This is a genomic window from Chitinophaga sp. 22308, from assembly GCF_052045305.1.
Lineage (GTDB): Bacteria > Bacteroidota > Bacteroidia > Chitinophagales > Chitinophagaceae > Chitinophaga > Chitinophaga varians_A.
On record NZ_JBQEOP010000011.1, the window covers coordinates 29,437 to 51,575 of the forward strand.

The window sequence follows — 22,139 nt, forward strand, 5'->3', positions numbered from 1 at the left end:
ATGAAAAAATCAATCAAATATATCGGCGCACTGGCACTGACGATGGCGCTGGCCGGCAGTTGCAATGAACGCGACTTCCTGACACAGACAGATCCCAACAGGATCACCGAAACTAATTTCTGGAAAGATGAAAGCAGCTTAAGTATGGCGCTGGCCGCCACCTACAGCCCGCTGCGCCTTCCGCTCTATGGCTACTGGGGTGCCTTCACCGGCGTACAGGACATCAATGCCATGGGCGACGATGTATTTACCATCCCCGGTGAAGAAGCGCCTACCTGGGCCATTGCATCATATACCAATGATGAAAACAACAGCGATGCCGCCGATATCTTCGAAAAAACATACCAGTGTATCCATCGTGCTAACCTGGTCCTGGCGCGTATCGATAAAGTACCTATCGATGCCGCCAAAAAAGATATCTATATCGCAGAAGCCAAATTCCTCCGCGGCCTCTCCTATTTTATCCTCGCCTCCAACTGGGGCGCCGTGCCGCTGCGCACGGAACCTGTAGAAACCACCAACGCCTATGCCGCGCCCTGCGCCAGCAAAGAGCAGGTATGGCAACAGGTGGTCAGTGACCTGTCGGCCGCCAAAGACAAACTGCCGGTAAAACGCGATCCCAAAGAGCAAGGCAGGGCCACCAGCGGCGCCGCCATCGGTTTCCTCGGCAAAGCATATCTCTATATGGAGAACTACGCACAGGCCGAAGCCACGCTGACACTGCTCACACAGGCGCCCTACAGCTACGGCCTTGTAGATAATTTTGAGGACAACTTCACCGATGCCAACGAGTTCAACAAAGAATCCATCTTTGAATGGGTATGTGCTCCCCTCGGCGACCCGTATGGCCCGTGGGGCGCTGAAACTGCCAACTCACCGATGTTTAACTACATCCCGCAGTTTATCGGCCCTCCGGCCGGCGGCGGATGGTTTAAGTATGTGCCGTCCAACTACCTCGTGTCACAGTTTGTAAAAGAACCACGTCCTGCCGGTTCAGATACCAAATTCGACAAACGTATGTACGCCACGCTGATGTGGAAATACTCCACCCTCGGCGAAGCAGACAAAACTTTCTACGATAACAAAACATTCGACGACCTGTGGGGTTCCGCTCGCGCCAAAATCCTGCGCCTCTATCCGGACACCAAACTGGATACCGTTACCAACGGCCGTTTCCTGATCAAAAAATACACCGGCGCCTGGCGTAATGTGGCCAATGCCGACAACTACTGGGGCGCCACACCGTCTACTGCCAACTATCGCGTGATGCGTTTCGCCGAAGTGCTGCTCATGCGCGCAGAAGCAGCCACCCGCAACGGTAATACCGGCCTGGCGCTGGCAGACATCAACCAGATACGCACCCGTGCCGGCCTCGCCCCTAAAACCGCAGCAGACCTGCCCGGCGCCGATCAGCTGATAGCAGAAATAGACCACCAGAAACTGCTGGAAATGTTCTACGAACAAAACAGGATCTATGACCTGCGCCGCTGGAACAAATCGGCCGCTCAACTGGCGTCTGTCCTGACAGCCCGTGAGAAACAAGGCGCCAACACCTTCAAGGCCAAACACTATGTATTGCCTATCCCCGCAAGGGAACTGAATGCCAATCCAAAAGCCACCCAGAACGATCTCTGGAAATAATATCCGGGCGTGGAGAGCAGGCTGCTCTCCACGCATCCCGGTCAACTAACTGCCATGCACACACGCCTGTTATGCCTGCTGCTGCTGTTATGCAGCTGTACCGCCCACACCGTCCGCATCAAAACGGATGTTCCACCTGCACTGCAGGACCAGTTGAAAGCCACTACCATAGCCGGCGAAAACCTGCCGCAGGAATTTAAAAACGGTTTGCTGCTGCTCAATCAGCGCGATGATCCAGGCATGATTTACCTCGTCAATGCCGAAGGACGTATTGTCTGGTACCACCAGGTAAAAGGCACCGGCTTTAAAACCGCACACCTCACCAGCGAAAAAACGTTCCTCTGCATTCTCGGTGATAAAACTTTTCCAACCAGTTATGGTAATGAAATACTGGAGATCGATTTGCATGGCGATACCCTGCTGCACCTGAAAAAAGGTCAGGAGGATTTTACCGCAGACGTACACCATGAAGTGTTACGCAAAGGAAAAGATGCCATCGTAGCGCTTACCAGCGTGGAAAAGATAGTAGACCTTTCTCTTCAGGGCGGCAGCGAACAGGACACCGTGAAAAGCGACGGCATCGTGGTATTGGACCGCAAAGGCCACCGCCGCTGGCAATGGAGCGTGTTTGACGCGTTGGAGCCAACCGCCGATACCGCTATCCTGCGTGAGCGGCATGACTGGATGCATGCCAACAGTTTAAGCTTCGACAAAGACAGCAATTACCTGATTTCCTTCTACAACAACGGACAGATCTGGAAAATCAATGCACAAAGCGGTAAAGTGATGTGGAAGTTCGGCAAGGGCGGCGATTTCGCTATTCCTGATTCCGCCGCATTCGATATGGGCCACGCCGTGCATATCAACGCCGATAATGACCTGATGTTGTTCGACAACGGTGTATCGCGCCAGCAATCGCAAACGCTCGCGTTTAAGCTCCATGAAAATCCACGGCAGGCCGCGGTGACGCTCCGGTCTGTATTACCATCCTATCTTTTTAATGAAAGGATGGGCAGCGCTTACCTGGTGGGCCATGATCATGTAATACAGTGTTGTTCAAAACGCAACACCGTGATACTGACCAGCCGCAACGGCCGTCCACTGTGGACTTTACGTACCACCTTCATTCCGTACCGGGCCGAGTTCATCACTGCATCACAGTTATTACCTTATGTCATTGCACCATAACGTATAAAGCTTTTGTTTATGACGACAACACAATATATCCGTACCGGTTGTTTCCTGGCAGCAGCTGCAGCTGTGATGGTCTGGTCCTGTAATACCGGCAGCAGCGCCAAAGCTCCGTCACTGGCGACCAGCATGCCGGAGCTACTGAAAGTTGACACCAACTGCATTTCGAAAGACAAGTACGGCGAGATGGTCCGTTATGGCCGTGAGCTGATGCTGAACACGGCCTATTATATCGGTCCGGATGGTGTAAACGGCCATTACCTGGGCAATAAAATGAACTGTACCAACTGTCACCAGGACGGAGGCACCAAAGCTTTCTCCTTCAACCTGATGTTGTCCCATCAGGAATATCCGCAGTACCGTGCCCGCGAAGGCAAGGTACTAACGCTCGCAGAGCGGATCAACAATTGTGTAACGCGGCCGCATAATGGTAAACCGCTGCCGCTGGACAGCAAGGAGATGGTGGCGTTTCTCGCGTACCTGCGATGGATCAATAGTTTTGTGCCGAAAGACAAACCACATCAGGGGAGCCACAACCTTGCCGTAAAACTGCCTGATACCGCCGCAGACCCGGAGAAAGGAAAAATGTTATACCAGGAACATTGCGCGCGTTGTCATGGCAAAGACGGAGAAGGTCAGCTGGCGGGCGTCTCCTATACCTATCCGCCGTTATGGGGCCCTGATGGTTATCAGCCCGGCTCCAGCATGCACCGTGTGATCAAGCAGGCGCAATGGCTGAAAGCCAATATGCCTTATGACAAAGCCACATGGAACAAACCTTTCCTCACCGATGAAGAGGCTCTCGACATCGCGGCGTTTGTGAACAATGACAGCATTCATGCCCGTCCCGATGTCAAAAACTATGACTATCCGCATGTAGCGGAAAAGGCTATTGATTATGACAAGGGACCTTTCGCAGATACTTTCTCCGCACGGCAACATAAATATGGTCCGTTCCGCCCGGTGATCCGTTACTGGGACCAACACGGCATGAAAGCATCTTACTGACAAGGAATCCTAATCACCAGCTATACTATGCTACCCTGTAAAAGCTTCCCTCAAACGGGAAGCTTTTTTTATACCATATATTCTCCGGCGAATGAAAGAGTGCCTGTCACCGGAAAAATAATTTGGTTGTCATGGAATTAATTTCTACCTTAATTGTCGGATTTTTACTACGCTCTTTTTTCCTGGCAGCGCTGTTACAGAACCTCAAAGATTAGTGGATACCCCAAATAAGCCAGGAGGAAGATTTGAGAATAGTATTTCATTTGTTTAAGACGGGAAGTTCAGAATTAGCGTCATTAATTGTTGCTTATGTCATTTCCAGCGGCGACTATCGGTGATCTGCATGTGTGTTCACATGGAGGTGGCCCTGTCCTTGGCCCGGGATGCCCGACCGTATTAATTGGAGGCAAACCTGCGGCAGTGATCGGGGACAGTTGTGTTTGTCCTTTAGCACCTGATGCCATCATTACCGGCTCTGCCACGGTGTTGATTGGAGGTAAGCCGGCAGCACGGATAAGCGATAGTACAGCCCACGGAGGTGCCGTAACAACAGGTGCCGCGAATGTCCTGATTGGCTGATTTCACAGATTATTACAACATTTTTTGCGTTGATCGTTTGCCTTCGGCAGATGATGGACCGGAATGGACTTGTCTTTCCTTAACGTTGGTCTTTTGTCTGATACAAGACTGGAGGCCGATCGGGAGTGGATTGCCTTCCCATGAAGTTTGCTTTTTGTTTTCGGCAGATGACAAATTTCTGTGAGATTTTTTTCCAACGTTATTTTTTTCGGTAGATGACTAACCGCGAGAGGATTATTTTTCCAACGTTATTTTTTGCCTTCGGCAGATGATTGATCAACAGTGAATGGCATTTTGGTTGTGTTGTTTTTTTACGTCAGGCGGGTGTCCTGAATGGAAGTGGACGTCCTTATTCAGAAGACACGGTTTTATATATAGTTGTTTGCAGCAAAAGGATACAGTTTAAAATATACATATGCTGACCGAAATACTGACCATCATCAGAGATAGTCTGACGCCCCAATTCGGAGGCGGGGACTTCGACCTGGGCAACATTGCCAGTCCGGGCAATGCAGCACCGTCTGTGCTGCTGACACTGGTGAACCTGAAAGAGGAACCGTCACTTAAAAACACGGCTTACTCACGGGTAAACAACGCCACGCTAAGAACAGAGTATTTCAATCCCTATGTATTCCTGAATGCCTACATCATGTTCAGCTCCCGCAAAAGCAACTATAAAGATGCCGTGTCCGACATCGGAAAAATTATCCGTTTCATTCACGGGCAAAACCAGTTCTCCACCAATTACAACGGTACTGATTACCGCGTGGTGTTAAACATGTATTCCCCGTCGTTCGAGGAAATGAACCATCTGTGGGCTATCCTGGGCGGCAAGGTATATCCCAGTATTATGTATGTGATGCGCGTAATAGAACTGCACAACACCAATGTGGTGACAGGCGACGGCGTGATCGAAGCCATCACCGGGAAATTCAGCGTTATTGACCCTAAAAAGTGATTGTCTCTGATGGAAAATGTAACCGTGGCATATCAGCATGTGTGTGAAATAGCACTGTCACACCAGTACGTGACAACCACTCAGCCGGCGTTGCCGGCAACGGAGTGGATACAGTGGTATCCCGACACGGCCACGCTGCAGCTGCTGGACGATAAAAAATTAGCTATCAGGGCTTTCAGCAGCGGCCTGCGGCTGATCACGGCCATCAAAGCCGATAAAGACCCGGTTTGTGATCTCAGCAATACCAACATCAGGATAGGGTTTACGTTCATTCCTTCCGTATCGGCCCATACAAAGCTGGACGCCCACTTTCTTGTAGGCAACCAGGAAGGAAGATATGTATTTGGCAATGCCGTAGCCCAAGCCAACGGCAGCACCTATCCTGACATTTCCCTGCAAACAGTCACCGTGGCCGCTCCCACAGACAGCGAAAGGCTTTTCGGCTACATCGAAATCAATATCATCCGCGGTCCCGGCAATTATGACCTGCTGGACACCGGCGGTAAACTAAAATACCAGAAAGGAACAGCCAACAGCAAATTCTCCCTGATATTTCAACAATAAACTCTTTATCACCATCACTTCTTAAACCCCATCACATGCTCAATTTAACTGCCATCAAAACACCCGGCGTTTATATAGACGAAGTGCCCAGGTTCCCGCCCTCCATTGCAGCGGTGGAAACAGCCATCCCGGCATTTATCGGGTATACGGAAAAAGCAGACATGCTGAGCCCCGGCGACCTGCATAATACACCTACAAAAATTGGCTCCATCGCTGATTACCAGTTGTATTTCGGCGGACCAGCCAAACCCGTTGTCACTGAAGTGCAGCTGGACCTCAACAACCAGTTCTCCAGCGCCAAAGTAGACTACCAATGGTTCCTATATGATTCACTACGGCTATTCTATGCTAACGGCGGAGGCGACTGCTACATCGTGTCTGTTGGCCTCTATACCGCCGGAGCGCCGGTACAGGGCGACATTCAGAATGGTATAGACGCACTCGTTAAATACGATGAACCTACCATCATCCTCTTCCCCGACGCGGCCACCCTCACCGGCACGGCCCTCTATGACCTGCAAGTGTCCACCCTGAGCCAGTGCGATAACCTGAAAGACCGGGTAGGCCTGTTCGATCTGAAAAGGACCGATGCACAGGGCGCGGAATTCCGCGATAAAATAGGCATCAACAACCTTAAATACGGGATGGCCTATACGCCGTGGATACAAGTGGCACTTGACAAAAACATCCTGTACGCCGATATGGTCGGCAAAATCAAAAAAGCAGGCGTGCTCATTCCCTCACTTAAAAACTTCACGACAGATGCCAACGTTCAGAAAGTGATCGACGACCTCGACAACCTCGCGGCCGACAGTAAAAAAATCAGTACTGAATTCACTACCCTGCTCGGCACAGACAGCCTGGACGGCCTCTTCAACAAAAAGATCAATAAATTCATCCTCAGTGGCACTGCCGCTGACCTCCAGGACGTATTCAAATACCTGCTGGACATCGCCAATACCGTCAACACCCTCGACACCACGACCCCGGCGCCAGGCACCCTCAAAAATGCCGATATGATCGTGAACCTCAAAAACACGGTACTGGCACTCAAAGACCGCTACACCAACCTGATCAACTATCAGGCTGATCTGAAAGCATTGGCTACCGCGGGTTACACCACACAAACCTTCGCCGGCACCGCTACGGCCGATTGGGGCAGTGTGTTAGGCGCGGCCGGTACGGCCAACGGCGTGCTCTCCGGCCCTAACGACAAAGCCAAAATGCTCAGCGTGGTGCCCCTTGTGCAAAATGAATGCTACGCCATCCAAAGCACCATCCAGGCCGGCATTCTTGGTGCGGCCACCATCCTCGAAAAAGCGAAAAACGACGCGCTCTCCGCCGGGTTCCCGCTGTTCAAAAGCATCATCGCAGGCATCAACAACACCAGCATGGCACTGCCGCCCAGCGGCTCCATCGCCGGCGTATATGCGCAGGTGGACAATGCACGCGGCGTATGGAAAGCGCCCGCCAATGTCAGCATACTCGGTACACCGGATATTATCTACTCCAACAGTGAACTAAATCAGCTCAACGTGGACGTGGTATCCGGCAAATCCATCAATGCTATCCGCGCCTTTACCGGCAAAGGCACCCTCGTATACGGCGCACGCACGCTTGCCGGCAACGACAACGAATGGCGCTACGTGAGCGTAAGGCGCTTCTTTAACATGGTGGAAGAAAGCACAAAAAAAGCGACACTGCAGTTTGTGTTCGAACCTAATGACGCCAATACCTGGGTAAGGGTACAGGCGATGATCGAAAATTTCCTGCTCACCCTCTGGCGCCAGGGCGCACTGCAAGGCGCTACGCCCGACAAAGCATTCTACGTGGCCGTCGGCCTCGGCAAAACGATGACGGCACAGGATATCCTCAACGGCTTCATGATCATCGAAATAGGCATGGCTGCCGTAAGGCCCGCAGAATTTATTATCCTGCGTTTCTCCCATATCCTGCCACAGGCTTAAATCATCTTTTCACACATTAAAACCTTATCACAATGGCTGAATATCCAATTCCTAAATTCCATTTTGAAGTCAAATGGGGAGACACCACGATCGGCTTCACAGAGGTCACCGGCCTCGACAGACAGGTAGATGTCATCGAGTATCGCGAGGGACAAAGCAAAGACTATAACAAAGTAAAAATGCCGGGCCTGCAGAAAAGCAGCAATATCACCATGAAACGCGGCACCTTCCCCAATAAAACCGAATACTTCGACTGGTTCAAGGAAGTCAATAACCTCGGTAAAATAGAACGGCGCACCATCACCATCAAACTGCTGAACGAAGTGCATCAGCCTGTGTTCACCTGGTCCGTGCTCAACGCCTTCCCGGTGAAAGTACAGGCCAGCGACCTCAAAGCCGATGCCAACGAAGTAGCGGTGGAAACAATAGAAATCGCGCACGAAGGAATCAGCCTGGTCAAATAACCAAATTTCAAAATAAATAAATCAGTAAGCCCCGAAATCAATACATCTCTAAATCAATAAATCCCAAAATTGCTATGGCTGGTTACTACCCGCCGGTGGGATTCCACTTCAAAGTGGAGTTTACCGGTCTCGGCAAAAGTGATAACGACACCCGCTTTCAGGCTGTCACCGGCCTCACGGTGGAATATGAAACAGAGACCGTGAAAGAAGGCGGCGAAAACAGGTTTGAACATACCCTGCCCGTGAGGACCAAATACCCCGACCTCACCCTCAAAAGAGGCATGCTGCTCACCGATTCGAAAATATTCGACTGGTGCATGAAAGCCTTTCAGGACAGGGAGTTCACGCCTTCCGATATCGTGATCACGCTGCTCAACCATGAGCATGAGCCTATCCGTACCTGGAACGTTGCGCAGGCATGGCCTAAAAAATGGTCCATCACGGAACTCAATGCTGAAACCAGTTCTATTGTGATAGAAAGCCTGGACCTCCGGTACCGGTTTTTTACCGTCAGCTAAAAAATACTGCTATGCCCATTCAGATAAGAGAATTACATATCCGGGTGGTGGTCAACGCCGCCGAAAGTCCGCCCGGCAGCACCGCTGCCACCGGTGGCGGCGGCAACCAACAACCGCCGCCCGACAAGGCTGATGCCGATAAAGACCTGATCATCGCTGAATGCGTGGAACAGGTGATGGCCGTGCTGCGCGACAAAATGGAGAAATAATCCCGTATTAAAACAATCATCCCATGAGTGTTGACAAAGGCAAACTGGAGAAAGTAAAGATCATCGCATATAAAAAGCCTGAAATGGACGATGCGTCCAAAACAGGCGACTTTGATGCGTTCATCAATCCCGAAAGCTACCAGTTGAACTATAAAATAGAATACAGCGAAGGACAGGGACAAGGCACCAGCGGCAAACAACAGAAGTTTAAAGCCATCGCGCCGGACGAACTGGCCCTCGAACTGATGTTCGACTCTACCGGCATCGCCGATGACCAGCCACGGGACGATATATGGGACGATATCAAAAAGTTCAAAAAACTGCTGACAGACTATGAAGGCGACGCGCACGAACCACGGCATTTCCGGGTAATATGGGGACCGATGGCATTTGCCGGCAGGCTCACCTCGCTGAACATCACCTTCAAACTGTTTAAGCCCGACGGCCGCCCTATTCGGGCCATCGCCAAGGTGACTTTCAAAAGCAGCATCGATGACAAAAAACGGGTGGCCAAGGAAGACCCGCTGTCTCCCGATCTGACGCATCAACGTACCGTGGCCAATGGCGACCACCTGTCGCTCATGAGCTTCCGGCAATACGAAGATCCGTCTTACTACTTTCAGCTGGCCCGCGCCAACAACCTCACCAACTTCAGGAAACTGATACCAGGTACCGTTATTAACTTTTTACCACTGGAAGATGCCCGATAACCGCGACATACAAACCAATGGAACACCCTCCGTGACCACCGTGACCGTCCTTTCCGGCGGTCAGGAGGTGCCACGCTCCTACCCGATCGCATCGGTGATGGTCAACAAGGAAGTGAACCGCATCCCCGCCGCCACCCTGATCTATCAGGACGGCGAAGCGTCCAAACAAACATTTGCCCTTTCCGATACCGATCTTTTTATTCCCGGTAAAGAGATCGAAATCAAAGTGGGCTATGGCGGCAAGGATGAAACTATCTTCAAAGGCGTAGTGATACGGAACAGCATCAAAGTGCGCAAAAACATATCCCTCTTCACCGTTGAGTGCCGGGATAAAGTATTTGCCGCCTCCATCACGCCACAGGAGAAATACTACAAGGACCAGAAAGACAAGGAAGTCATGGAAGATGTCCTGTCCGCCTGGAGCATGCAGAAAGAAGTAGACGCCACCACTTACAAACATCCCGGGCTGGTGCAGTACCACCTGACAGACTGGGACTTTCTCCTGGAAAGGGCCACCGCCAACGGCCTGCTGATAGCCATAGATGACGGCAAAGCCACCATCAAAGCGCCGGACTTAAGTCAGCAGCCCGTGGAAACCGTGCAATACGGTTCCTCACTGCTGGAGCTGGACCTTGAAATGGACGCACGCACACAACCCGCCGGACTGAAAAGTTACTTGTGGGATTATGCCAGTCAGCAGCTCACACCCGTTGAAGCGAAAGAACCGACCGGCACACTGGGTGGTAATATCAACGCCAAAGATCTGGCTAACAGCATCAAAACAAAAGATACCGAACTGAAATTCAACAATAAGATCAACAGCGCCGAACTGCAGCCCGCAACAGACAGTATGCTGCAACAAGCACGCCTGTCGAGGATTACCGGTCGCGCCAATTTCCAGGGCACGCCCAAAATAAAACCCGGCAATATCGTGGCGCTGAAGGGTGTCGGCAAACGTTTTGAAGGCAACGCATTCGTTTCCGGCGTCCGTCACCAGATCGTGAAAGGCAACTGGACCACTGATATTCAAATCGGCTTTCAGCAACCCGTTCCTGCAAATCCGCAGGCGCCTGCGTCCCGTATCACCTCGTTGCAGGTAGGTATTGTCACCCAACTGGAAAATGACCCCGAAGGAGAAGACCGTATCAAAGTCACCCTGCCGTTCATCAACAGCAAAGAAGACGGTATGTGGGCCCGTATCAGCACGCTCGACGCCGGCAAACAAAGAGGCTCTTTTTTCCGGCCGGAAAAAAACGATGAAGTGCTGGTCAGCTTCATCGATGGCAACCCCAACTATCCCGTCGTACTGGGGGGCCTCAACAGCAGCGCGTTGCCCGCTCCCTTCAAAGCCTCTGACAACAACGACGAAAAAGGACTGGTGACACGCAGCCAGATGAAAATGATTTTCAACGACAAGAAAAAAAGCTTTCAACTGGATACGCCCGCCGGCAAAAAATTCACGCTGTCGGAAGATGCGGACATCCTCCAGCTGGAAGATGAACACGGCAATAAAATCACCATGAACAGCAGCGGCATCAGCATCGAAAGCCCCAAAGACATCTCCTTCAAAGCTACCGGCGCCATGACCGTGGAAGGCAAAACAGCAGACGTAAAAGCTTCCATGGGCTTCAAAGCCGATGGCGGCGGCGGCTGTGAACTGGCAGCAGGCAACGGTATGACAAGCGTCAAAGGAGGAATGGTAAAAATAAACTGACACACATGGACAACAACAGCTTTCTGGGCAGAGGCTGGAGCTTCCCGCCCGCCTTCAACAAATACGGCACCGTGGCCATGCTCGAAGATGTGGAAGACATCTACAGCAGCCTGCATATATTACTGACAACCGCCACCGGTGAGCGGATCATGCAGCCCCGCTATGGATGCGATATGCAGGAATTTGTGTTTGAACCGATGGACACCGGCCAGAAAACACTGATGCTCGAAAAAGTGGAAACAGCCATCCTCTTCTACGAACCGCGCATCAAACTGGAAAACCTTGAAATTGACGGCAGCAACGAATGGCAGGGTATCGTATACATCAAAATAGATTTTATCGTGAAAACGTCCAATTCACGGTTCAATTATGTCTTCCCCTTCTATATCAAGGAAGGCACCGAGATACCCAACTTCTTATATACCACCCCCAATATCACTGATACTTTGTAAACCACTATTATGTCACAGGATTGCCCGTTGGTATTGGACCCCTTATTTATTCCGGGAAGTGGCACTTCCCAGCAGGACAGGCAGCTGCCTGCGCTTGACCCTGCCTATGCCCCGGTGGACGAACACAGCACCGCCGACCACCTCGTGTTCACACAGAAACTGTCCGCCTTCCTGCTGTTTATCAACAACGACAATAACAGCGATGGCACCACCTGGGAAAGTTTCTTTAACAAAGACATTTCCACGCAGCTGTCGATGATCGTAACGCAGCAGACCAGCGACTTTGCCGATACACTAAAAAAATTCCTGCAACCATTGCAGGAAGGCACGGCCCTCCTGCCCCAGGCCAAGAACTTCTATGGTAAAATATACAGCGCCCTCTTTTCCCTCGCCTGGCAGATAGAGAAAATGCGGGCGCAGCTGCCCGACACCCTGCTGCTGAAAGCCGTGGTGCAATCGCTGATCACCACCCGCCTCAAAGACCAGCTCCATAAACTGCTGGCTTATTACAACAAAGCTGTCACCGACGGGCTGATCAATGCTAACGCCAACATCTATACGAATATATTCGGTGCCGCGGCAGAAGATGCCGATGTAGCGGCAGGACACAGCTTTCCGGCCATCTGGAACAGCTCCGTTACCGTAGATCCGGACATCTACAGTCCGGCGACCACCAAAATCAAAAAGCTGTATTTCGCCGCCAACCACAATTTCTTCAAAAGCGCGATCGATGTCTTTATCAAAGCCATCGTGAAAATAACGGCTGCTGCCGCACAGGAGCTGCAAGATACGCTCGGTCAGTGGGACAGCCACGAGCCGCACAACGCCTTGTTCCTCGCCTTCCTGAAACTGCTGCAGTTCTCCCGCACACAGCTCAACGAGCTTACACAGCGACACCTGGAGCTGTACTACCAGGAGATACTGCGCCTCCGGAAAAAGCAGCCCGTTCCGGATAGGGTGTTCATGACCTTTGCCCTCGCCCGCTTCGCAGATGAATACCTGTTGCCTAAAGGCAGTCAGCTGAAAGCCGGGAAATTCCCCGATGGCAGCGACGCCTTCTATGCCACAGATGCCGATCTGGCCATTAATACGGCCATTATCAGCGATATGCGCAGCGTATATGTATGCCCGGTAGAAGATGCGGACGCAGCTGTTTCCAAAGACCGCGTATATGCGTCGCCGTTGCCTGCCAGCAAAGACGGCAACGGCCTGCCTTTTGACAATCCCAATACGCCCTGGCATCCCTTCGCCAACAAAACGCTGGCAGACTATACCCAGGTGCAACAGGTGAACATGCCGGTGGCACATATCGGGTTCGCGTTTGCCTCCCACTACCTTTTCCTGCGGGAAGGCAACCGCACCATCACCCTCAGCGTGGCCACCAGCAACCCCATCACCAGCCTGAATGCGACCGATTTTACGGCGGCCGTCACCACCGCCGCAGGCTGGACAGCGCTCACCATCACCGGCCTTGCCGCCGCTGCCACAGGCAACGGGTTTGTGCTCACCTGCGCTATGGCGGCCACTTTGCCCGGCACTGTGCCGTTCAATAAAGCGGTACACCAGGCGGCCTTCGACACTACCGACCCGGTACTGCGTATCCTGCTTAGCGAAAACACCGGCGCAACTTCCGCGTGGGCAAAGCTGAAAGACACCGTCATCACGGGTTATACGCTGGAGGTAAGCGTTGACAAAATCAAAAACATCCATGTGCAAACGGATACCGGCGTCATGGACCCGTCCAAACCATTCCTCCCTTTCAACGCAGTACCGGCCCCCGGCGCCATGCTGTTGCTGGGATGTGATGAGATATTCCAGAAAAACAACGCCCGCGTAACACCCATGTTCATGTGGAAACAAGGCACCGAATATGATTTCGGCGAATCACCACAGCTTTATATCCTGCGGCATAACGACGGATGGAAGATCATCCGCCACCCGCTCGACATCTTCGATGCCGATATCAACGGACTGCTGCACAACAAACCCAGGGAACATTTTTATATCGACGATAAAACCCAAATAGCACCGGTTTACAGTAACCTGAATACACCTTACTCTCCTGCCAGCACCACGGGGTTTGTGCGGTACAACCTCACCACCGACCTGGGTTACCAGGCCAGCCTCATACAACGCATGGCCTACCTCACCAAGGCGGCCAACGGCCAGGACCTCACCGGCGTACCCACCGGGTTGTTCACCCCGCCCACCCTACAGGAAATGTACCTGCAATATGTGGCAGACACACAAACCGAAGCGGCGTTCTTCCATGTGTATCCTTTCGGCGAAAAACAAACACCTGTCGGCAACCACCTGCTGCCGCAATTCCTGCACGATGCTACCGCCAACAAGCCCAGTCTGGCAGAATTTTACCTGGGGCTTCAGCAGTTCGAGCCGCCCCGGCAGGTGACATTACTGTTCCAGATAGATGAAAGCACCGCCAATCCGCTGGTGAGCAAACCGGATAACCAGGTACGGTGGCACTATCTGATGAACGATGAATGGACCGCCTTTGACAACGCTGCCGTGGCCGATGGTACCGATAACCTCATACGCAGCGGCATCATCGCCTTTAACATACCACGGGAAGCAGACCTCAGCCATCACGTGATGCCCGGTCAGCATTATTGGCTGAAGGCCACCATCGCGGAAGCCGACGAAGCGGTTTGTAAAACAGTGTCTATCGTTTCACAGGCCGTGTCCGCCACTTTCGTGCCCGGCACAGACATCACTCAGACGCTGGCCTCCCCCCTGCCCGCAGGCACCATCGCCAAACTGGCCACCCCTCAACCGGAGATCAAAACGGTAACACAACCATTTTCCTCTTTCGGCGGCACGCCACAGGAATCCAGCCGGCAGTTCTACATCCGTTGCAGCGAACAACTGCGGCACAAAGGACGCAGCGTCAACAAATGGGATTACGAACACCTCGTGTTACAGCAGTTCCCCAATCTCTACCGCGCCAAATGTATTCCGCATACCCGTTTTGAAAACGGTATTTACAATGAAATGGCGCCAGGGCATGTAACGGTGATCACCATCCCCTCCCTGTTGCAACGTAATGGCATCGACCCCCTGCGGCCTTTTACCTACATGAGCGATCTCCAACAGGTGAAAGAATATCTGCAAAAACTTATCTCACCGTTCGTCCACCTCCATGTCTGTAACCCGGATTACGAACAGGTACGGGTGGAAGCCAAAGTATGTTTCTTCCCGCAATATGATGAAACACTGTTCACACATCAGCTACAGGACGAAATCACCCGCTTCCTCGCGCCCTGGGCTTACACCGACGGAGCGGAACTACGGTTTGAAAACAGGATCACCAATGCGATGATCGTCAACTTCATGGAAAAAAGATACTATGTCGACTATGTGACAGACGTCAAACTTTATCACGCCGGCATACTTGAAGATATTATCACCCCCGACCGGCAATCCGCCATCATTGTACCGGTAAAGGCCACCGACCACGTGATCACGCCCATTCCTGCCAAAGCTGCCGCTGTGGTGGACAACGGACCTGATTGCGGATGCGCATAAAGCACAAGTCATTGTATTATGGAAAAACAGACAACCATACTTCGCAATATCAAACTGAAACCGCCGGAAGACTTCAACTTCCTGCGGCAGCAGGGCATGAACTATATCCAGCAGCTGGGCAGCCGGTTCTGGACAGACTATAACCTTCATGATCCGGGCATCACCACGCTGGAACTGGTATGCTTCGCCATCACCGACCTGGCTTACCGCACCGGTTTCCCGACGGCCGATATCTTTGCGGCATACATGGATAAAAGCCAGTTAAACAAACAGGCATTTTTCCCGGCCCATGAAATACTGACCATGAACCCGCTCACGGTCAATGATTACCGGAAACTGATGATCGACCAGGAAGGTATCCATAACGCCTGGCTGGCGCCCCGGCATTGCAGCTGCGATGATAACACGTCCCCGCAGGCGGAGTCTGAATGTGCAGACACCTGCAACTGCGAAACAGATATCTATGCAGATGAAAAAAATGGTTTGCTGACCTATAAAAGTCATACTCCCGATGGCAAACAGGTTTTCGAAAAGGTAAACATCAAAGGGCTGTACGACGTACAGATTGCGCTGGAAGACGATCCTGTATTCGGCGACATCAACGATGGCAGGGTGTACCAAACCCTGACCTATGGCAACAGCCGTGCTACCATAGAACTGCGCCTGCCTTCCTACGAAACCATCCTTCAAAAATGGAACGACTGGAAAGACCTGACAGACGACAGCATTTCCGTGACAGGCGTAGCGCTGAACAAAATCGTTGACAACAACAACACCGCCGTAACAGACAGTAATCTGTCCAAAGCCATGCAGAGCGCCATATTCATAGACCTGCAGCTGACACTCAGCAATGCGGCGGTCATCACTTTCACCAACGCGGTACTGAACATATACCTCTCTTTTAGTGACGCCAGTATACCCGCGGTAGCAGACATCACCAGCGCCCTGCAACAGGTGCCGGGCATCATCAGCACATATAAAAACGGGTTGGAAAAAACAGACGCCCTGATCAATGCCACCCGGAGCAATCTCAATGCGCACCGCAACCTCGATGAAGCATTCTGCCATATTTCACTGGTGCCTATGGAAGACGTCAGTATCTGCATGGACGCGGAACTGAAGCCGGACGCGGACATTGAAAAGGTACAGGCAGAGATCATGGTAAAAATTGAACAGTACCTGAACCCGAATATCCCTATCTATTCCCTGGCGCAACTGCTGAAAGAAAATACCGACATCACGGAGATATTCAATGGCCCGAGGCTGCACAACGGATTTATCAAAAATGAAGACCTCGACCAGGCGGTCATCAAACAGGAAATACATGCTTCAGACATGATCAATCTCATCATGGACATCCCCGAGGTGGTAAGCATCACCAATTTCCTGATGACCAGCTACGATGAGCGTGGCGAAGTGATCTATCACAGCCAGCCATGGGTACTGCCGGTAACGGCAGGCCATCAGCCACGGCTATACGTACAACGCAGCAAGTTCCTGTTTTATAAAAACGGGCTTCCCTTCCTGGCGGCCAACGAAGCGGAGCTCAACAGCATCCTGCAGGAGCTGCGCAGCAGCGGCGAATATCTCAAAGCTACCGGTATCAACAACGAACTGGACATCCCTGCCGCCACCATCCGCAATATGGAAGATTATTACCCGGTACAGTATTCCTATCCGCTCACCTACGGTATCGGGGAATTTGGCCTCTCTGACACAGAACCGGCCGTACGCAAAGCGCAAGCGCGGCAGCTCAAAACCTATCTGCTGTTCTTCGAGCAGCTGCTGGTCAATTACCTCGCACAACTGCAACATGCCGGTGATTTGTTCCTGGTAGACAGCAGCCAGCTACAGAGTTATTTTACCCACTGGCTGTCAGAGAACGATATCAAAGGTGTTACAGCACTGTATGCAGGCCTCACGCCGGCAGCATTGCAATCGCTCACAGAGCCGGCCAACGGCGGGCTTGCACGCCGCAATCGCTTCCTTGATCATCTGCTGGCACGGTTTGCAGAGAGCTTCAGCGAATACGCGCTGGCAAGGTATACCAGCATCCCCACAGAACAAACCGCCATGCAGACAGCATTGCTGCAACTGAAAACAGATTTCCTCAGCAATTATCCCGAGGCAAGCTACAACCGCGCCAGGGCGATCGATTACTCCATCGCCGTTCCGTGTACGGCCGGAAACATAGCCGGACTGCAACGGCGGTTGAACAGCCTGCTCAATATAGACGCTACCACCAGCTTCGTGATCATCGAACACCTGCTGCTGCGGCCCCGCATACCCGGACAGATATTGCTGCCCATCTGCCTCGATAGTGGCTGCCATACCTGCTATGATAACGATCCTTATTCCTTCCGGCTCACGTTTGTAATGCCCGGATGGCTGGAACAAAACATGAAGATCGACTACCGGCGCTATGCAGAAAAAACCATCCGGCAGGAAACACCGGCCCACCTTCTACCCAAAATATGTTGGGTCGATAATAAAGCCTGTGATGACACGCTGCTGTGCGACCTGACAGATCTCCTCTGGGGGTTGCAGGTGCCGCTGCCCGCGACCAAAGAAGATGATGCGCTGCATCAGCTATGCCTGGTGGCCGAAGCAGCCATAGCGGCCATGAACAACGCCTACCGGCAGGCATTGAGCACCGGCAACAATGTGTTTCCGGTGAAAGCTGAGGCAGAAAAGTTTTTTGACGATAACGTAAAAGACGGCATCGCGAATGGTGTTCCGGGCATCACACCTGCCGGCATTGATACCGTCAAAGCCTGGATGGTGGATTACTGGCTCAAACACACCGACTGTTTCATCTTCACCCGGCTGGAACTGGCCTGGTGCGCCTGGCTGAGCGCCAACGCCAAACTCACCGCTAAGGACAACTATCTCGAAAACACACTGGCAGAGGCCCTGCTGAAAACAAATCCCGGTAAAAAACAACAGGATATCTGCTCATGCGCCCAAAGCCTGATGGAACAATATGGTGAAGCCATCCGTCTGTGGGTCATAGCGCAGCTGACAACCGGTCTGCAAAAAGCGGCCTTCGACAGTATGATCAATGCCATGGTGCCGGTGTGCAGTGGTATCGTCACCACATCCGTCAATGCCGTTTTCACCACTTTTTATGATGCGGACAAAATACAACTGTTACAAACACATGCCGCGCTGATACAGGTCATGTCGGCACTGAAAAGCATCTATCCGCCGGCCACGCTGCACGACTGCGAAGACGGCAATGATGTAAACCCCGTTCGGCTGGGCGCTACCGCTATCGGATAAAACCGGCAGAAAAGGATAAAGCTATTATTAAATCAAAGAAGTCATTATCATCATTATGATACCTTCCATTCAAAAGTACCCTCAGTTTGAGGCGAACCAGATACTCACCAACGAACAACTGAACCTGTTGTTCGGGTACAATGATGAACAAACGAGGCTGACCAGAAGCCATCTGATCGGCATCGGTATCATTTGCGGCCTGGATGCCATCACCGCGGCAGATGGAAAGTCCGTTACCATCACCCGGGGCGTGGGCGTCACTTCCGCCGGATACCTCGTCATACAGGATACCGACCTGGTGTATGCCGCCTCCCAAAACTATTCCCTGCCAAAGGAAGTAGCTTATCCGGTATTGCAGAACAATGCAGGCGCCAATCTGTACCCGCTGTGGCAGCTGCTGCCGCAGATACCCATCAGCAATCCAGATCCTTCTGCCCGCAACCTGGACAATCCTTTCCTGCTGGACAAAGTAGTGATGCTGTTCGTAGAGCTGAACAAAACCGGCAATAAAAACTGTCTGCCTAACTCCTGCGATGATAAAGGTTCCACCGTGGGCGTCACCATACAGCCGGTGCTGATACGAAAAAGCGATGCCGACAAAATAAAGGCCGTGATCCCTGGTTACCCCAACAAAGCAGCGCTGCCGGATATCCGGATGCCCCGCTTTGATGTGGCGAAAACAGCGCTCAATACCACAGCCGATGTCATCAAGGCATACAAGATCATACTGACCAAAGCTTTTATTGACAAGGTATTGGCCAACCTGAAAAAATTATCAGACACGTTTGCCTTCCTGAACAGTAATGCCACGGCCCTTGGCAACCTGATACAGAACAACACTATTTTTAGTTATGATACCGACAGTACCATTAAACTGCCGGTGGAATATTACTACCAATACTATTATGATTTTGTCAGCGATCTGGTGGACACCTACAACGAGATAAAAAATAAATCGGGATCGGTACTGGCTACCTGCTGTCCCGATCCCACATGGTTCCCAAGGCACCTGTTTTTGAAAGAAGCCGTCAATCCGCCGTCACCGAGCGCCTACCGCCATTATTTCCTGCCTTCGCCGGCAGTGGCACGGGAAGGCCAACGCACGGAAGAGATCGTACAATTACTGAACCGCCTCTACATGATGCTGCTCACATTCCCGAAGATAGCAGCGCCTACCATCATTGCAGGCGGCGGCGTCAACAACTCAGACCTGCGAGTGACGCCCAGCTACCTTGGCAACAATTTGTCGGGCAAAGCTATCCCGCATTATTACAGTGAAGACAAACAAAGCAACAACCGGCAATTGTTTGAATACTGGAACTACCGGCTTACGAAGGATGGCAAAGCGAACCAGAATTTATCCTATCGCGCCATCGAATACCCTGCCACGGAAGATTTTGTTAAAAATCCATTGCGGTATGATGTAGAGCCGTACAACTTCTTCCGGATAGAAGGGCATGTAGGCAAGAACTACAAATCGGTGGTCAACTACCTGCAAGGCATCATCAATAACAACCGCCTGCCTTTTGATATCATAGCCATAAAAACGGGCAACAAGCCGGATGCGCTTACCGGTAGTACTTTTGACGCACAGTTTGCAGACCTGGAAAGTGAATTCCTGCTGATACAGGCGGACATTATCTGTAAAGGCGGTGCCAACGCGACTATCGACGCGTTTAAAAAACTAACGAAGCTGTCACAGCTCAACGACCCGGTGCCGCCCAACAACCAGACGATGCTGGCCATGCTGAAAGCCCTGACCATCGGCGGTATTCCCTGTGATGTGTCAGAACTGGTAAAGTTGCTGGACATCTACAAAACACGGATGACGACGTTGCAGCAGCAGTTCCTGCTTAGCAATTACGCTGAAAAACATGCAGGGTTGCAACACAAAGGCGGCGTGCCCGCCGGTGGCACGTTTGTGATCGTGTACCACGGCGACGTAGCTACGCCGTCACAGCCCGGGAAGTTTTTCGGCGACCTCATTTACCTCGATGCCGCGACCAACAAATACAAACTGGACGAACAGGCTTTTAAGTTTTATCATCCCGATGCCGGCACCGCTGCTGTTATCGGCAGTTTGCTGGGACAGATAGACCCTGCCAACCCGCAAGCAGGCGATTTTATAGAGAAAACCTTTCAACCGATCATCGGTAAATATAAAACCCCTTCGCGGAGACCTTCTTACGGAGGGAGAGGCGTCGTGGGTGCTGCCGGCGCCGGCTTTTCTACCGGGACACCGGTAGGCATCGCCGAAGGCATCGTGTTTGCCGACTTTTACCTGCCTTATCAGTGCTGCGGCGATGGCAGCACCATTCAGTACACCATCAACGAAAGCTCACAGGCGCTGGCAGCGGACATCACTGGCTCAGAATGCGTCGATGGTCAACAGGTGGTGCATTTCCTGGTCACCGGTGGCACGGCGCCCTATAAGGCGAACGGCAATGCTGTCAACAGCCGGTTTGACCTGCAATATGGCAGCAATCAGCCGGGCACCGTAGTCGTGACCGACAGCGCCGGTGGCAGTATAACCGTACAGGTGCCGGCCAAAACCTGTGAACCGCCCTGTAACCTGCCCTGTAACGGCATCTTCACCCGCTGTCTCTATCCTACCTGGATGGCACTGCCGGAGAACAACGTCTTTGACGCCAAACTTATCCGGATGGAGATCGCCTACCTCACTATTGCCGATGAAAACGGACTGGTACTGCTTGACGAACAGTTCGTTAAAGACATTACCGACTATCTCCAGCAAACCGGCGGCATCAAAAACGGCAACTACCACGATTTCATGAAAGCGGTGGCAGACATGATCAACAAGCGGGTGGACAAGCTCGCCAAAGGCATATTCAAGATCGAGTACCTCGTGAAAGATGATACGGTCACCGGACAGTTCATGATCATGTCCTATCCCTGCCAGGCATTTGACCTGCGGATACGGATGGACTTCGATGGTTATTATTACGACTACCGCTATACGAAAAACGGGGTGGACGCACAACTGGAAATCCGTAATCAGCACAGCGACCAGACCCGGCTGCCTAAATATGGCTGCTTTATCGATGACCAGTGCAAAGGCACCAGCATCCAGAAGCCCTGCGCCAACGACGGACTCGTGATCAAACGGGAAACAGACAACTTCTACTTCGTCACAGGTGAGTACAAGGCCATCTACTGGATAGCAGAAGAAGGAACACCGGGCTTCGGTACAGGGCCGCAGTTCCACCTGGACAACAGTGACAGGATGCCGGAAAAAATCAGGGTTATCGCCATTGACAATAATGGATGCTGGGCATACGCGGAATATACCCGCAGAAATAATTAAACCAATAACCAGAT

Annotated in this window: 16 protein-coding genes; all 16 read left to right on the forward strand. The window is 52.0% G+C overall.

Annotated features, from left to right (window positions below):
• The 16 genes from ACTJJS_RS31840 to ACTJJS_RS31915 all read left to right on the forward strand — a co-directional run bounded on the left by ACTJJS_RS31840 (window position 1) and on the right by ACTJJS_RS31915 (window position 22,125).
• Window positions 1-1,641: a RagB/SusD family nutrient uptake outer membrane protein gene (locus ACTJJS_RS31840; RefSeq protein WP_440667917.1), complete on the forward strand. Its 1,641-nt coding sequence runs from the start codon at window positions 1-3 to the stop codon at window positions 1,639-1,641.
• A gap of 9 nt (window positions 1,642-1,650) precedes the next feature.
• Complete coding sequence (locus ACTJJS_RS31845) at window positions 1,651-2,829, forward strand: aryl-sulfate sulfotransferase (protein ID WP_440667919.1); 1,179 nt, start codon at window positions 1,651-1,653, stop codon at window positions 2,827-2,829.
• A gap of 18 nt (window positions 2,830-2,847) precedes the next feature.
• Entirely contained in the window at window positions 2,848-3,840 is a 993-nt protein-coding gene (locus tag ACTJJS_RS31850) for a c-type cytochrome (RefSeq protein WP_440667921.1), read from the forward strand.
• A gap of 309 nt (window positions 3,841-4,149) precedes the next feature.
• Entirely contained in the window at window positions 4,150-4,419 is a 270-nt protein-coding gene (locus ACTJJS_RS31855) for a PAAR domain-containing protein (RefSeq protein ID WP_168873429.1), read from the forward strand.
• A gap of 415 nt (window positions 4,420-4,834) precedes the next feature.
• Complete coding sequence (locus tag ACTJJS_RS31860) at window positions 4,835-5,377, forward strand: DUF4255 domain-containing protein (protein ID WP_440667923.1); 543 nt, start codon at window positions 4,835-4,837, stop codon at window positions 5,375-5,377.
• 9 nt (window positions 5,378-5,386) lie between these two features.
• Window positions 5,387-5,941: a hypothetical protein gene (locus tag ACTJJS_RS31865; RefSeq protein WP_440667925.1), complete on the forward strand. Its 555-nt coding sequence runs from the start codon at window positions 5,387-5,389 to the stop codon at window positions 5,939-5,941.
• A gap of 35 nt (window positions 5,942-5,976) precedes the next feature.
• Window positions 5,977-7,908: a phage tail sheath C-terminal domain-containing protein gene (locus tag ACTJJS_RS31870; protein WP_440667927.1), complete on the forward strand. Its 1,932-nt coding sequence runs from the start codon at window positions 5,977-5,979 to the stop codon at window positions 7,906-7,908.
• A gap of 32 nt (window positions 7,909-7,940) precedes the next feature.
• A complete protein-coding gene (locus ACTJJS_RS31875; protein WP_078671504.1) occupies window positions 7,941-8,372 on the forward strand; it encodes a phage tail protein in 432 nt (143 codons plus the stop codon).
• A gap of 74 nt (window positions 8,373-8,446) precedes the next feature.
• Window positions 8,447-8,890 carry a phage tail protein gene (locus ACTJJS_RS31880; protein WP_168873425.1) on the forward strand — a complete coding sequence of 148 codons (444 nt, stop codon included), beginning with the start codon at window positions 8,447-8,449 and terminating at the stop codon, window positions 8,888-8,890.
• Window positions 8,891-8,901: 11 nt separating this feature from the next.
• A complete protein-coding gene (locus tag ACTJJS_RS31885; RefSeq protein ID WP_168873424.1) occupies window positions 8,902-9,099 on the forward strand; it encodes a DUF5908 family protein in 198 nt (65 codons plus the stop codon).
• A gap of 23 nt (window positions 9,100-9,122) precedes the next feature.
• A complete protein-coding gene (locus ACTJJS_RS31890; RefSeq protein WP_168873423.1) occupies window positions 9,123-9,809 on the forward strand; it encodes a CIS tube protein in 687 nt (228 codons plus the stop codon).
• On the forward strand, window positions 9,799-11,523 hold the full coding sequence (gene vgrG, locus ACTJJS_RS31895; protein ID WP_440667930.1) for a type VI secretion system tip protein VgrG: 1,725 nt from the start codon (window positions 9,799-9,801) through the stop codon (window positions 11,521-11,523). Before ACTJJS_RS31890 ends, vgrG begins: the two co-directional genes overlap by 11 nt.
• Window positions 11,524-11,528: 5 nt before the next feature.
• Window positions 11,529-11,975, forward strand: a complete 447-nt coding sequence (locus ACTJJS_RS31900) for a GPW/gp25 family protein (protein ID WP_168873421.1) — start codon at window positions 11,529-11,531, stop codon at window positions 11,973-11,975.
• A 9-nt stretch (window positions 11,976-11,984) separates the two neighbouring features.
• On the forward strand, window positions 11,985-15,518 hold the full coding sequence (locus ACTJJS_RS31905) for a baseplate J/gp47 family protein (RefSeq protein WP_440667932.1): 3,534 nt from the start codon (window positions 11,985-11,987) through the stop codon (window positions 15,516-15,518).
• 18 nt (window positions 15,519-15,536) lie between these two features.
• Entirely contained in the window at window positions 15,537-18,800 is a 3,264-nt protein-coding gene (locus tag ACTJJS_RS31910; RefSeq protein WP_440667933.1) for a hypothetical protein, read from the forward strand.
• 55 nt (window positions 18,801-18,855) lie between these two features.
• Window positions 18,856-22,125, forward strand: coding sequence for a hypothetical protein (locus tag ACTJJS_RS31915; protein ID WP_440667935.1), 3,270 nt, complete (start codon window positions 18,856-18,858; stop codon window positions 22,123-22,125).
• The last annotated feature ends 14 nt before the right edge of the window (window positions 22,126-22,139 follow it).